The organism is Pseudomonas sp. KK18 (assembly GCF_037094675.1).
In the GTDB taxonomy this organism is placed as follows: domain Bacteria; phylum Pseudomonadota; class Gammaproteobacteria; order Pseudomonadales; family Pseudomonadaceae; genus Aquipseudomonas.
In genome coordinates, this window is sequence record NZ_CP146605.1 from 5,388,121 (window position 1) to 5,401,897 (window position 13,777).

The 13,777-nt window shown below is 60.1% G+C and carries 11 protein-coding genes; all 11 read right to left on the reverse strand.

The window, feature by feature from the left end; translation table 11 throughout:
• Positions 1-83: 83 nt before the first annotated feature.
• Positions 84-1,466 carry a sigma-54 dependent transcriptional regulator gene (locus tag V6607_RS24160; RefSeq protein ID WP_087694335.1) on the reverse strand — a complete coding sequence of 461 codons (1,383 nt, stop codon included), beginning with the start codon at positions 1,464-1,466 and terminating at the stop codon, positions 84-86.
• 6 nt (positions 1,467-1,472) lie between these two features.
• Entirely contained in the window at positions 1,473-2,684 is a 1,212-nt protein-coding gene (locus V6607_RS24165; RefSeq protein ID WP_032899354.1) for an ATP-binding protein, read from the reverse strand.
• 110 nt (positions 2,685-2,794) lie between these two features.
• On the reverse strand, positions 2,795-4,270 hold the full coding sequence (locus V6607_RS24170) for a sigma-54 dependent transcriptional regulator (RefSeq protein WP_003214588.1): 1,476 nt from the start codon (positions 4,268-4,270) through the stop codon (positions 2,795-2,797).
• A 171-nt stretch (positions 4,271-4,441) separates the two neighbouring features.
• Positions 4,442-4,738 carry a hypothetical protein gene (locus tag V6607_RS24175; RefSeq protein ID WP_003214590.1) on the reverse strand — a complete coding sequence of 99 codons (297 nt, stop codon included), beginning with the start codon at positions 4,736-4,738 and terminating at the stop codon, positions 4,442-4,444.
• 24 nt (positions 4,739-4,762) lie between these two features.
• Positions 4,763-5,158, reverse strand: coding sequence for a flagellar export chaperone FliS (gene fliS, locus V6607_RS24180; protein WP_003214591.1), 396 nt, complete (start codon positions 5,156-5,158; stop codon positions 4,763-4,765).
• Positions 5,159-5,287: 129 nt separating this feature from the next.
• Positions 5,288-6,667 (reverse strand): flagellar filament capping protein FliD, encoded by a 1,380-nt coding sequence (gene fliD, locus V6607_RS24185; RefSeq protein ID WP_102604683.1) that lies wholly within the window; start codon positions 6,665-6,667, stop codon positions 5,288-5,290.
• Between the two features lie 80 nt (positions 6,668-6,747).
• On the reverse strand, positions 6,748-7,107 hold the full coding sequence (locus tag V6607_RS24190) for a flagellar protein FlaG (protein WP_008434852.1): 360 nt from the start codon (positions 7,105-7,107) through the stop codon (positions 6,748-6,750).
• Positions 7,108-7,181: 74 nt separating this feature from the next.
• Positions 7,182-8,639 carry a flagellin gene (locus V6607_RS24195; RefSeq protein WP_008434854.1) on the reverse strand — a complete coding sequence of 486 codons (1,458 nt, stop codon included), beginning with the start codon at positions 8,637-8,639 and terminating at the stop codon, positions 7,182-7,184.
• A 266-nt stretch (positions 8,640-8,905) separates the two neighbouring features.
• Complete coding sequence (locus V6607_RS24200; RefSeq protein WP_003214601.1) at positions 8,906-9,835, reverse strand: ketoacyl-ACP synthase III; 930 nt, start codon at positions 9,833-9,835, stop codon at positions 8,906-8,908.
• A gap of 303 nt (positions 9,836-10,138) precedes the next feature.
• Positions 10,139-11,722, reverse strand: a complete 1,584-nt coding sequence (locus V6607_RS24205) for a flagellar hook-associated protein 3 (RefSeq protein ID WP_003214602.1) — start codon at positions 11,720-11,722, stop codon at positions 10,139-10,141.
• Positions 11,723-11,736: 14 nt separating this feature from the next.
• Positions 11,737-13,773: a flagellar hook-associated protein FlgK gene (gene flgK / locus V6607_RS24210; protein ID WP_102604682.1), complete on the reverse strand. Its 2,037-nt coding sequence runs from the start codon at positions 13,771-13,773 to the stop codon at positions 11,737-11,739.
• Between the last annotated feature and the right edge of the window lie 4 nt (positions 13,774-13,777).

Genomic DNA, 13,777 nt, shown 5'->3' on the forward strand with positions numbered 1-13,777 from the left:
TTACAGGGGTGGTAGCAACAAGGGTGCCAGCTCCGTGGCATTCTGTAAGAAAAGGCGACTGGCCCTGTCGGCTTTGAGAATTTTCAGGTGGCGTAGAGGTAGGCTTCCACGTCCATCCCGGCGTCACGCATCTGCGCCAGCTTGTAGCGCAGGGTGCGCGGGCTGATGCCCAGGCGCTCGGCGGCTTCTTTGCGGCGCCCGCGCTCGGAGCGCAGGGTGTCGATGATCATCTGGAATTCGCGGCGGCGCAGGTCGTCGCCCAGGGCGCCGGCGGATTCGGCAGGCACGGCTTCGACCTGTGGCGCGGCAGCCAGGCTCGGCTGCGGGGCTGCGCCCGCGCCCATGGCCAGGCAGAAATCCTGGGGCTGGATCAGGCCGCCCTGCTGCAAAATCAACGCACGCTGGATCGCATTGTCCAGTTCCCGCACGTTGCCGGGCCACGGGTAACTGATCAGACAGGCCTGGGCCTCGGCCGACAGGCGCGCCTGGGCATGCTTCATTTTATTGACGTGCTTGCCCAGCAGGCGCTCGGCCAGCGGGATGATGTCGGCCGGGCGCTCGCGCAACGGGCGCCAGGCCAACGGGAACACCGAGAGCCGGTAGAACAGGTCCTCGCGGAAGCGCCCCGCCGCCACTTCGCCCGCCAGGTCGCGGTTGGTGGTGGCGACCACACGGATGTCCAGCTGGATCGGCTTGCGTGCGCCCACCCGCTCCACTTCGCGCTCCTGCAATACCCGCAGCAACTTGGCTTGCAGGCCCAGGGGCATTTCGGAGATTTCGTCGAGCAGGATGGTGCCGCCGTCAGCCTGTTCGAACTTGCCGGCCTGCGCCGCGATGGCGCCGGTGAACGAGCCCTTCTCATGGCCGAACAAGGTGGCTTCGAGCATGTTGTCGGGAATGGCCGCGCAGTTGATCGCAATGAACGGCTGGCTGGCACGATGGGACTGCTGGTGGATGTAGCGCGCCAGCACTTCCTTGCCGGTACCGGACTCGCCGGAGATCAATACGGTGGAGTCGCTGCGGGCAACACGGGCCGCCAGTTCCAGCAATTGCGCGCTGGCCGGTTCGAAGGCAATCGGGCCTTCACCCTCTGCAGCGCCCAGGGTGCCGAGGGCATGCCGGGCGACCAGCTCGATCAAGGCTTTGGGTTCGAAGGGCTTGACCAGGTAATCCGCAGCGCCCTGACGCATGGCGTCGACGGCACGCTCCACGGCGCCGTGGGCGGTCATCAGCAGCACCGGCAGTTGCGGCTGGCGCGCACGCAACAGGCCGAGCAACTGGTGTCCGTCCATGCCCGGCATGTTGACGTCGCTGACCACCAGGCTGAAGGACTCCTGCTCCACCGCGTCCAGGGCTTCTTCGGCAGAACCGACCGCCCGATAGTCATGGCCCGCCAGCAACAGCGTGTCAGCCAATGCTTCACGCAGGGCGCGATCGTCTTCAACCAATAAAACCTTGATAGCCATGACCTTTTACTCCGCGCTGACGGCGCATGAAAACAGCGGCAGCGTGATCAACGCGCACGTGCCACGACCCAACCGGGAATGCAGCTGCAATTCTCCCTGATGTGCACGGGCGACTGCCTTGACCACGGTCAGGCCCAGGCCGGTACCGTTGGTCTTGGTGGTAAAAAAAGGCTCGCCGAGGCGCTGCAGCACCACCGGGTCAATCCCGCTGCCGCTGTCGCTGATGCTCAGGCGCAGGGTCTCGCCACGGTTGTACAGGTGCACCTTGAGCCGCGCCCCGGGGCCGCTGGCCTGGGTCGCGTTTTCGATCAGGTTGAGCAGCGCGCCCACCAGGGTGTCGCGGTTGCACAGCAACTCGCCGTAATGGCTGTCGCACTGCCAACGGACTGACGCTTCCTGGATATGAGTGGCGGCCGCCGCTTGCAGGGACTGCATCAAGGCGGCCGGGGTGACGCGATCGGTCAGCGGCAATTCGCCGCGGGCAAACACCAGCATGTCGCGCACCTGATGCTCCAGTTCGTGCAGGCGCTCCTTGAGGCGGCCGGCAAAACGCTGGTGGGTGGCGGCGGGCAATTGCTCATCAGTCAAATGACTGGCGTAAATCAGCGCGGCCGACAATGGCGTACGAATCTGGTGGGCCAGGGAAGCGACCATTCGCCCCAAAGACGACAGGCGCTCATGGCGGGCCAACTGGTCTTGCAGGTGCCGGGTTTCAGTCAGGTCGTTGAGCAACACCAACTGGCCAGGCTCGGCATCCAGGGAACGCGTGGCGATGGACAGGCGGCGCCCATCCTTGAGGGAGATTTCGTGGCCGTCGTCTTCCCGCGGGGCAAAGCAGCGGGTGATGACCTCGCGCCACAGCTCGCCTTCCAGCGGCAGGCCAAGCATGTTGCAGGCCGCCGGGTTGGCTTCGCGCACACGGCCCTGCTCGTCGATGACGATCACGCCACCGGGCAACAGGTCGAGGAGGTTTTGCAGACGGTTGGCCAGTCGCTCTTTCTCGGCCAGCTCTTCCATGCGCTGGGCACTGACCACGGCCAACTCGCCTTTAAGCTCGGAAACCCGGGCTTCCAACAGGCTGTAGGAGTCAGTCAACTGGCTCGACATCTGGTTGAACAGGGAAAAAGCCTGTTCAAGCCCGAGGCGGCTGATCTGCTCTACGGAGGGGGCCGGCCCCTGAGTGTCAGGGACCGAAGATAGTTGGGCGGCGTGGGGCATCATGCTCTCTCGCTTGGCTGACCGTCAGTTAAACGGAACGTTGCGAGTGCTGTAGCAATACCCGTGCCTAAAAAAATAGGCTTAGTTTTCAGTCAGTTGAAAAACAGGCGTCAATCATCCGCCTGTTCATCACCTTCCTTGCGACTCATGCCGTACTTGCGCATCTTCTCCACCAGGGTGGTACGTCGGATGCGCAGGCGCTCGGCGGCACGGGCGACGATACCGTTGGCGTCGTCGAGTGCCTGCTGGATCAGGCCTTGTTCGAGGCTGCCGAGGTAGTCCTTCAAGTCCAGGCCTTCCGGCGGCAGCATGGCGGTGGAGCCGAAGTCCGGCGTGTGGCCGTTGATGGCCACGCGCTCTTCCAGGTCGCTGCGCAGGCTGTCCACCAATTGCTCGTCTTCGTCGTCGACGTAGCGGAATTTCTTCGGCAGCTCGACCACGCCGATCACCCCGTACGGGTGCATGATCGCCATGCGCTCCACCAGGTTGGCCAACTCGCGGACGTTGCCCGGCCAGCCGTGGCGACACAGTGACATGATCGCCGCCGAGTTGAAGCGAATCGAACCACGCTTTTCGTGTTCCATGCGCGAGATCAGTTCGTTCATCAGCAGCGGGATGTCTTCGACGCGCTCGCGCAGGGGCGCCATTTCGATCGGGAATACGTTGAGGCGGTAGTACAGGTCTTCGCGGAAGCTGCCGACCTCGATCATGCTTTCGAGGTTCTTGTGGGTGGCCGCGATGATGCGTACGTCGACGCTCTGGGTCTTGTTGCTGCCCACGCGCTCGAAGGTGCGCTCCTGCAATACCCGCAGCAGCTTGACCTGCATCGGCAGCGGCATGTCGCCGATTTCGTCGAGGAACAGGGTGCCGCCGTTGGCCAGTTCAAAACGCCCGGCACGGCTGGTGATCGCCCCGGTAAAGGCGCCCTTCTCGTGGCCGAACAGTTCGCTTTCCAGCAGTTCTGCCGGGATCGCCCCGCAGTTGACCGGCACGAACGGCCCGTCACGACGCTTGGAATGGTAATGCAGGTTGCGTGCGACCACTTCCTTGCCGGTGCCCGACTCGCCGAGGATCAGCACACTGGCGTCGGTGTCGGCCACTTGCTGCATCATCTGGCGCACGTGCTGGATCGCACGACTGGTGCCGACGAGGCTGCGGAACAGGTTGGGTTCGCGGTGACGGCCGCGCTCGCGGGCCTGGTCGTACATCTCGCGGTAGACCTGGGCACGGTGCAGGGAGTCGAGCAATTTGCTGTAGCTGGGGGGCATTTCGAGGGTGGAAAGCACGCGGCGGCGCTGGTCTTCCGGAAGGTCCACGGAAGAAATATCGCCCATCAGCAACACCGGAAGGAACTCATCCCAGGTCGACAGTGTCTTTAACAAGCCCAGAACTGCACCAGGAGCGTTTACCGTCCCGATCAGCACACAAATGACTTCGCGGCTCGACGACAAAGAGCTGACCGCCTGCTGCCAGTCGTGGCTGCCACAGGGTAGATTTTCTTCGCCAAGAAAATTCAGGATCACCGCCAGATCGCGGCGCCGAACGCTATCGTCATCGATCAGCAGAATTTTGGTTTCACGCCACATGCAATAGCAACTTCCCTAGTAAAACTCTAATGCCCTCGAGTTGGGGCAATCTAGATTGCTGTAGGCATTTTCTGCGCTACGGCTTTCTGACGTCTGAAAATAGCACTAGTTAAGTCAAAAAATCGTGCACAGTCAAATTTATGACGCGCGGTGTTCGGATTAACTGAGCCTTCAGCCGAACATATGGTAAACCTTTGACGCATGTTTAGCTCGGTTGAACTGCGACATCTCTTCGAAAATAGCCTGTCGCTCCCCTGTCGTCGCCTCAAGCAACTGCTGGTAGACCGAAAGCAAGTCTTCCAGTTTTGCCCGAATGGCTGCCTCATCCGCCGATTCCTCGTTGAGCGCAGCATCGATCAACGCGCGGCAGCCCAAATCCAGTTCGCCGATCGCCCCCCAGTTGCGTTCAGCCAACGCCTCGGACAGCGCCTCACGGGTCTCGTCGATTTTTTGCAATGCTTGGCTCATGACATCGTCCTCAGGCCTTACGGCCTACTGTACCTCTGTGGCAATACCATCCCAGCCTTCCTTGAGCGTAATCATCAGGCCTGCGACCTCATCGATCATCGCAGCGTCATTCTGACGGTTGGCTTCCAGCAGACGCATGGTCATGAAGGCATACAGGTTATCCAACTGCTGCAGTGCAATCGGGTCCGGGGTCTTCTCGGGGTTCAGGCCGTCACGCAACCCGACGAGGATGTCCACCGCCTTGCCCAGCATCAACCCCTTCTGCGCGATATCACCGCGAGCCATCGCACCCTTGGCCTGCGCCATACGATCCAGTGCGCCTTCCATCAGCAACTGCACCAGGCGGTGCGGGCTGGCTTCGGAGATCTGGGCGTGGGTGTTGACCTTCTGGTATTGGCGAAGGGCTCTCATGGGATTCATGTTTCTACCTCGTGACAGGCGACAACTAAAAGGGTGGACGCTGATTATTATGTCGACGGCGTTACACAAAACTTTAGCCCGCCTGGCGCTTTGACACAGCGCCTTCGGCGGGCTTTATCCATCCGCCAATCAGGTGGACTTCGGATTGTTCAGCGAGTTGAGCGTGGTCATGACGCTGTCGCCTTGAGCCTTGAGCTGGGCAACCAGGGAGTCCATGGCGTTGTATTTAAGGGTCAGGGATGCCGTCAGGGCATCAGAACGCGTGTTCAAGGCGGTCTGCTGGTTGGTCAGGTCCCTGAGGTTATCCTGCAGGGTCGCGGACTTTTCGGCGAACACCCCGGTCTTGCTCAGCGCAAAGTTGGCGGTGGCATTCGTCAGGCTTGCCAGCAGCCCGTTGGGGCCAATGAAGATGCTGTTGATGTCGGAGCCGTTTGTGAGGGCCGCCTTGTCAAACGCCACATCACTGACGCTCAGGGTGCCCGCTGTCTGGTCCGTGGTCACGCCAAACTGCGCCAGGGATGAAAACGAGCCGCTACCGGTCACCGAGTTCATCACGTTGCGGATCGACGCCATCATGCTGCGCACCGAACTGTCCCCGGTCAACGGGCCTGGCGTGACGGAACCGTCGGCATTGGTGGTGACCTGAGTTTCGGCATTCACAGCCTTGACCAACGCACTGTAGGTATCTGTGAAGCCCTTGACTGCCGACTTCAGGGTTGCGCTGTTCGCAGAGACTTTGATCGTCGAAGGGGCATCGGTCCCCGAAACCCCCGTCAAGGTAATGCTCACACCACTGATTGCGTCGGGCAGGGTATTACTCGTGGACTCTTGAGGGCTGCCATCAAGGTTATATATGGCGTTCTGCGGCGCCGAGCCCACAACCGTCGCACCCGTATCCAGGCCCGAGGAACCCTTGAAGGTGATGTCGCTACCGACACCGGTCGTCGACGATGTGACCACCAACCGCGAACCGTTGGAGTCAGTCAGGATGTTGGCACTCAAGCCCGCGTTGCCGTACTGCGAGTTGAGCGAATCGCGCACCTGCTGCAGGGTTCCGCCCGGTGGCACACTGACGCTGTAATTCTTGCCGGACTGGGAGACCGTAAACACCGTCGCCGAGACCCCAGAATTGACAACGGCCGTCGGCCCGCCAGGAATTACTGCGGTGGAGACCTTTGACGCCGTGGCCAATTGGGTGACACCCAGCGTAAAGTTGCCGGCGGCGGCACCTGGGCCCAACGTGACCGTCGCGAGCTTGTCGTTCGACAGCGTCGAACTCAAGCCGCTGAAGTTAACAGTCTTGGTCATGGTGTCCAGCGCGCCCCGGAACGCGTCCAGAGCCGCCTGGATCTTGCCGATTGAGGTCAGTTGCGCAGTGGATGTTTTGGTCTGGCTGTCGATCTGCGCTTGCTTGGGTGCGGTTTGCGACCCCACCAACGACTTCACAAGACCTTGAACGTCGATGCCCGTACCCGGGCCGTTGACCGTTAGACCTGCTACGACTGTCATCGTCTTTCTCCTAATCCGGGGCTGATGCTTTATTGACGAATCACGCTCTAGGCAGTTTTCGCAACAAAGTTCATGCCAGTTTAGACCTTGGCGTCAAACAGCAAGCTGCTGGCGTCATGAAGGCTCTGGGCGAGTTTCAGGGCCAATTCCGAAGGAATCTGGCGAATGACCTCACCGCTTTCGGTCGCAATGACCTTGACCACAACCTGGTGGGTGGAGTCATCAATGGAAAAATCCAGTTTGCGCTGGGCAGCCTGGATGAATTCGTTTATGTCGTTGACCGCTTTTTTCAAGTCGGTGTGGCTCGATGGCTGCTGGGCATCTTTCGCGCCAGCAACGGCGTCCACCTTGGGCTTCTGCGGATCGGCACTGACAGGAGCGGGTGCACTCTGTGGCGCTGCCGCAGGGTAAGACAGGTTCAGTTTGACGCTCATGTCCATAACCAATCACCTCATTAGACAAAAGACAAAAGGGCACGTAAACGCGCCCTTCCGTCAGTTACCAAGTGCCGTTATTACTGAAGCAGCTTCAGTACAGCGGATGGCAGTTGGTTCGCCTGGGACAGGATCGCAGTCGAAGCCTGTTGCAGAGTTTGTTGCTTGGTCAGCTGAGCAGTTTCAGCGGCGAAGTCAACGTCCTGGATCACGCCACGGGCAGCGGTGGAGTTATCCGAGATGCTCTGCAGGTTGGCGATGGTGTTGTCGAAACGGTTTTGTACCGCACCGAGGTCAGCACGCTGGGAGTCGATGGTGGACAGTGCTTGGGTCAGCACGTCTACAGCCTTCTGTGCGTTGTCAGCAGTGGTCACGTCGGTATTGCTGACGACGACTTGCGCCGAGTTGACAGCGGTAGCAGCTGCAGCACCGAACACACCGGTAACGCCGTTGCCAGCCAGCGAGTAGCTGGAGCTGGAGTTCAACGAAACTTGGCCGGTAGCGGTCAGGTTGGTTGCGGCCAGGTTGGTCACGGTAGCATTGAACTTACCGTCGCCGCCTTTAGTGGCAATGCCGATAGTTTGGGCACCGGTGTCAGCATTGGCGAAGGTGAAGTTCTCACCCGAGTCGGATTTGATCGACAGGGCGCCGGTCGACTGGTTGAAGTTAACGCTGATACCCAGTTTGGCAGCGTTGGAGTTCAGTTGACCCGCCAGGTCGGCAGCGCTGGTGATACCCACGAACGAAACAGTAGAGGCAGTAGGACCGCTGCCGACTGTAAGGTCGAACTTACCGCTAGGAGTGGCCGCAGGAAAGCCACCAGCAGGAAGCGTGAACTGAAGCTCAGTGCTAGCAGTGGCCGCCAGACCGCCTACTGCGCCATTAAGCTGGGCAGCAATTTGCTTGGCCGACGCGCCTTGAGCGATGGTCAGAGCGTTCGACACCTGACCACCACCGGTCACAGTGATAGTGCCGCCCGCAACACCGTTAAGACTTGGCGTCTGAGCGTTGGACAGCAGTTGCTGCGAACCGATGTTACTGGCCGCTACGTTACCCAGACTCATGTTGATGGTCTGGTTGGCGTTCGCGCCTACTTGGAAAGCGGTAGTACCGAAAGAACCGTCCAGCAGGTTACGGCCACCGAAGGTAGTGGTCGATGCGATACGGGTCAATTCCGAACTCAGAGCCGCGTACTGAGCCTGGTTCGACTTACGGTCGTCAGCGCTGAGGGAGCCGTTAGCGGACGACAGAGCCAGGGAACGCATGGTCTGCAGGATGTTGGTGGATTGCTGCATCGCGCCTTCAGCAGTTTGCGCGATGGAGTTACCGTCACCGGCGTTCTTGATGGCAACGCCCAGGCCATTGATTTGGCTGGTCAGACGACCAGCGATTTGCAGGCCGGCCGCATCGTCTTTGGCGCTGTTGATACGCAGGCCGGAGGACAGGCGCTGCATGGAAGTTTGCAGTGCGCTGGAAGCCTTGTTCAGGTTGTTCTGAACGGTCAACGAAGCAAGGTTGGTGTTTACTGTTAATGCCATGACGAAATCCTCGTGGGTGGTGTACTGCGGCTTCCGGCCCTGGCAACCGCCGGGTGTGGCCTAGAGAACCTTCGTAATAGTTATCGTCGTGAAAGCAGGTTGCTTGAGGACTTTTTTGATTTTTTTTACTGGCGCCGTGCCACCCCTTTTAATTCAAGCATTTACGATAGCCCAAACCCCAGCAATTGTTGGCTTTCTGGCGCCAAATAAAAAACGCCCATGATCTTTCGATCATGGGCGTTTTTTTGTGCAGCGCCTTTAAGTCGTCAAGGGCGGTGCAAAATCGCCGAGCCCCAGGACAGCCCCACACCAAAACCACTGATGGCGACGCGCTTCCAGGTGGAGTCGAGCATGTGCTTTTCCAGCAGCAGCGGAATGCTCGAGGACACGGTATTGCCGGTCTCGACCATGTCCTTGATGAACTTGTCCACCGGCGCGTCTTCGAAACGTCGGGCCACGGCGTCGACAATCGCCGCACTGCCCTGGTGGATGCAGAACGCATCGATCTCGTCAGCCTTGAGGTCCGATTCGTTGAGCAGCTCGTGCAAATGCGCCGGCACCTTGAGCAAAGCGAAGTTGAACACCTGGCGGCCGTTCATGAAGAACACGCCATCGCTGACCTTCAAGTGCGGCGCACCGGAGCCGTCAGTGCCGAACTTGGACTTGCCCAACTGCCACGGCGCGTCTTCACCCATCCAGGTGGCGGTAGCGGCATCGCCGAACAGCATGGTGGTGTTGCGGTCTTCCGGGTCGACGATCTTCGAGTACGGATCGGCGGTCACCAGCAGGCCGTTCTTCAGGCCGGTGGCTTCCATGAAGCCCTTCATCGCATAGATGCCGTAGACGTAGCCCGAGCAGCCCAGGGAAATATCGAAGGCCGCCACGTGCGTCGGCAGGCCCAGCTTGTCCTGGACGATGGCGGCGGTGTGAGGCAAGCCCTCTTCGTCGCCGTTCTGGGTAACGACGATCAGCGCATCGATGGACTCGCGCTTCAAATCGGGGTTGTTGGCAAACAAGGCGTTGACCGCCTCGACGCACAGATCGGAGGTTTCCTGCGCGGCATCCTTGCGCGGCAGGAACGCCGAACCGATCTTGCCAATGATGAATTCTTCATCCTTGGCGAATTTGGCACCCTGGGCGTAGTTATCAATCCCGTCTGCCGGCACGTAACTGGCGATGCTTTTTATGCCAATCATTGTGGCTTCCCAATACTAAATAGCTGGAGAACACCCCGCGAGACACGTCGCCGGGTGCTGACAATAATGGGGATGACCCCGCAAAAAACTCGCCGAAAACCGCCTTTGTACCCTGGCGGCAGGCCCTCGCAGAGACCTGGCGACGACCTATCCTTTTCACACGATACAGTGAAGATGCGCTTTATGACTCACAGGTCACTCAATTTTCTGCGCTTTGTGCGAAACACGGGGACATACAAACGCCAAAAACCACAACGGCCCACCCCGTTTCCAGGGTGAGCCGCCGGTTTGCAGCCGCGGACATCACATTTTGTTGAACAGGCTCAACTGAGAGATTTTCACAAAGGCCAACTGAGAGGCCTGCAGCATGGTTTGCTGAAGCTGCAGGTTGATCGCCGCCTGACCCATGTCGACGTTGCCCAAGGAACTCATGGTGTTGGTATTGGCAGTCCCCAGGCTGGTGTTCTCATCCGTTTGAAGATCCAGGGCATTCTGGCGAGCACCGATGGAGCCGCGCACCTGGTCAATCTGTGAACTGGCGTTGTTCAGGTTGCCGATGGTTTTGGCCACCACATCCTTGAGGTTGTTCTGCGCGACCAGGTTGCCGTCAGCCGGCGTTTCCAGGGCTTTGCGCAATTGGCTCAATGTGTCCAGGGCGTTTTCGTTCTTGTTGCTGACGGCGCTGACCGCAAACTGGTCGCCCGCCCCTGGCGCACCACTGATGTCGAACGTCACGCCGGCCGCGTTGATCGAGGTGGCACCGGCAGCCATGGTGCCGGTCGCGATGGTCTTGCTGTTCGGACTGTAGGGCTGCGCATACACCTCATACGTGGTGCCGCTGGTGAATTTGATCACCGCACCGGTATCAGGGAAGGTGCTGGCGTAGGCCGCCTGATCCGTCACCTGGCCACCGGTCACTTGTGCAGTCGACGCGTTGCCTGGCGAACGCGAAGCACTGAAGGTGTCCGGCTTGGATTGCAGGGTGAACGCCTTGCCCGCCACCAGTGCGTCGGAGTCAGCGCCGGGCGCAACGTCCGCGCCGAGCGTCAGGCTGATATCGAACTTGACGCCGCGCAGGTTGACGCTGGATGCGCCCTCTTTGGTCGCGTCGAAAGTGCCGTTGCCGGGAATCTCGGAGGTAACGTCGTTACCGTCCTTGTCGGTCACGGAATACTGCGTGCTGCTGCTGAAGGTCAGCTTGTAGGGCTGGCCGTCGGTAAAACTCTTGGTGTAGGTGACACCGGAGGTCACCGTGCCCGCCGATACCGCGACCTTGCCGTCATTGACCGCAGGCGGCAACAACGTAGCCTGGGTGCGACCGGTGTTGGTCGAACTTTCCATCATCGACTTACCGGTGTCGCCCCCCGCCATCGACAGATTGTCCGAGATCTGCAAGCTCAGCGGCGTCTCGTCACCCTGATACGTGTAGGTGCCGTCGTTATTGCGGATGTAAGGCGGCGTGTCGGTTTTCGACCCGGAAAACATGTAGTTGCCGTTGGCATCCTTGGAGTTGAGCAAGCCCAGCACCTGGTCCTCAAGCGCGCCCACTTCGCTGGCGATGGATTTACGATCGTCATCGCTCAGGGACTGGTTGGCCGCACGCAGCGCCAGTTCATTACCGCGCTGCAAGGCGGTGTTGATGCTCTTTAACACCGATTCTTCGTTGGTCAGCGAGTTCTGCAGGGTGTTGATGTTGCCGTTGAACTGGCCAAGCATGTCTTTCTGTTGCTGCAATTGCAGCAAGCGCGCGGCGGCGACGGGGTCATCGGAGGCGGTCTGCACCCGGATACCGCTGCTCGCCTGGTCCTGGGCTTTCACCACACCGGAATAGTTCGTCTGGTACTTGCTGGCGCTGGTGTCGAAATACTGCTGTGTAGAAATACGCATCGTCCCAGACTCCTTTAAAGGGCATTAATCAGTGTGCTGAAAGTTTCTTGCGCAGCCTTGATGATCTGCGACGACGCGGTGTAGTACTGCTGGAACTTGATCATGTCACCCGCCTCTTCATCCAGGTTGACCTGGGACACCGAGTTGCTGGCCGCCTTGTTCGCTGCCAACAGCGCACCCGTCGCGGTGGAGTCGGTAGCGGCCTGGCTGGCTTTTGAGCCCACCTGCGACACGAGTCGGGCGTTGGCGCTGACCAGGCTCACACCCGGGCTGCCGTCGCTGGCGCCCACGGTGGCCTTGGTCTGCAAGTCCAGCAATTGCTGGGCATTGCGGTTGTCGGAGGTGCCCGAAGCGTTGAACGAGAAAGTCGTGCTGTCACCATTGGCAGGCGAGCCGCCGACCGTGGTGTCGAAGTTGAAGCTTTTGCCCGGGATCAACGCACCCGAGGCATCGCGCATCGGTACGTTGATGCTGATCTTGTTGCCCTGGCCCGGGATGATGGTGCCACTGCCGATCGGATTGCCTTGCGCGTCGCTCACCGTATACGACTGGGTGCCGTCGGCGGCCGGCTTGCCAAAGAGCATTTTTACCGGCATGGAGTTTTCGATGCCGGCGCGCAACTGGGCGGTATCAGCGCCGCCATGAATATCCAGCGGCACAGTCAGCTGAGGCGGTGTGAACGTACCGGTGCCGGTGTTGGTCTTGCTCGCGTTCCCCGCCAAGGGGCCCGCGAAGGCGAGCTTGTTGACGTCCTTCAGGTCGACACCGATGCCCGTGGCCCCGTTGGCCGTGGGGCTGACCTTGAAGCTGTCACCGGCAGCCATGGGCCCTTTGCCGTCCAGTGCCAGGGTAAAGCCATCAATCACCGGCGGCGGCGTGGTGGTGGTGTCGAACGAACCCATGGCCTTGCCGTCGGAGCGGACGACGTTGTACTGGTTACCACTGGTAAACGTGACTTTGTAGTCGTAGGTCGTCAGCTGGCTGCTGTCCTTGATCGTGACATTCAGGTTGCCAGACCCCGCGCTGTTGCCGGCGGCCCCTTGGCTGCGCTGGGAAATCGCCGCCGCGCTGTTGATATCGGTGAACAGCGACGAACCGAATTCGCCGTTGAGGTCCAGGCCCTGGCCCAACTGATTGTTGATCGTGTCTGCCGTGGCAATCGCGATGCGCCCCAGATCATTGATGGCCGGCATCAGCACGTCACTGCGATAGCGCAGCAAGCCACCGATACTGCCGCCGGTGACCACATTGCCAAGGTCAATGGACGAGTCGCCCATCGAGAGCTGGATGGTGTACTGGCTATTGTCAGTGCTACTCGGTACCGCAGAGATATTATTGGATATCCCGCCTTCCACCAGCGACTGCCCCGTACCGGTCGTAATACTGAACTGTCCGTTTTTTTCCGTGGCCGTAACGCCGATCAGCTCGTTGAGCGAGCGCACCGCTTCGTCACGCGAGTCCAGCAGGTTGGCCGGCGCACTGCTGGAAGTCCCCTGGGCCTGGGCAATCTGCTTGTTGAGCGAGGCGATCGAGGACGTCAGCTTGTTGACCTGATCCGTCATGGTGCTCAACTGACTGTTGATCGTTTGTTTCTGCTGGTTCAACTGGCCGGAAATGGAGTTGAAGCGGTTGCTCAGGGTCTGGGCGCTGGTCAGCAGCAATTGGCGCGCGGACACGTCGCCCGGGGTGGCAGAAGCCGTCTGCGCCGCCGCGAAAAAGGCACTGAGCACCGAAGACATGCCGGTGTTGGAATCCGACAAGGTCTTGTCGATGGCACTGGCCTGGTCCAGGTAGGCGTTGGCATCGCTGTCGAGTGCCGTGCTGTTCTGGTAAGCCGTGGTGAGGAACTGGTTGTACACCCGACGCACGTCCGCCAGGGTCGTACCGGTGCCGATAAATACGCCGCCGTAGGCGTTCGACGCATTCGCGGTCTGAGCGCTCTGTTGACGCGAGTATCCCGGGGTGTTGACGTTGGCGATGTTGTTACTTAAGACCGACAACGATCCCTGGGCGGCATTGAGCCCCGACATCCCGATATTGAGCAAACTCATGATT

What these genes read in the sequence shown, in the direction of transcription:
- V6607_RS24160 (WP_087694335.1), bottom strand. Translation starts at nt 1,466, where the DNA reads ATGGCTATCAAGGTTTTATTGGTTGAAGACGATCGCGCCCTGCGTGAA.
- V6607_RS24165 (WP_032899354.1), bottom strand. Translation starts at nt 2,684, where the DNA reads ATGCCCCACGCCGCCCAACTATCTTCGGTCCCTGACACTCAGGGGCCG.
- V6607_RS24170 (WP_003214588.1), bottom strand. Translation starts at nt 4,270, where the DNA reads ATGTGGCGTGAAACCAAAATTCTGCTGATCGATGACGATAGCGTTCGG.
- V6607_RS24175 (WP_003214590.1), bottom strand. Translation starts at nt 4,738, where the DNA reads ATGAGCCAAGCATTGCAAAAAATCGACGAGACCCGTGAGGCGCTGTCC.
- fliS (WP_003214591.1), bottom strand. Translation starts at nt 5,158, where the DNA reads ATGAATCCCATGAGAGCCCTTCGCCAATACCAGAAGGTCAACACCCAC.
- fliD (WP_102604683.1), bottom strand. Translation starts at nt 6,667, where the DNA reads ATGACAGTCGTAGCAGGTCTAACGGTCAACGGCCCGGGTACGGGCATC.
- V6607_RS24190 (WP_008434852.1), bottom strand. Translation starts at nt 7,107, where the DNA reads ATGGACATGAGCGTCAAACTGAACCTGTCTTACCCTGCGGCAGCGCCA.
- V6607_RS24195 (WP_008434854.1), bottom strand. Translation starts at nt 8,639, where the DNA reads ATGGCATTAACAGTAAACACCAACCTTGCTTCGTTGACCGTTCAGAAC.
- V6607_RS24200 (WP_003214601.1), bottom strand. Translation starts at nt 9,835, where the DNA reads ATGATTGGCATAAAAAGCATCGCCAGTTACGTGCCGGCAGACGGGATT.
- V6607_RS24205 (WP_003214602.1), bottom strand. Translation starts at nt 11,722, where the DNA reads ATGCGTATTTCTACACAGCAGTATTTCGACACCAGCGCCAGCAAGTAC.
- flgK (WP_102604682.1), bottom strand. Translation starts at nt 13,773, where the DNA reads ATGAGTTTGCTCAATATCGGGATGTCGGGGCTCAATGCCGCCCAGGGA.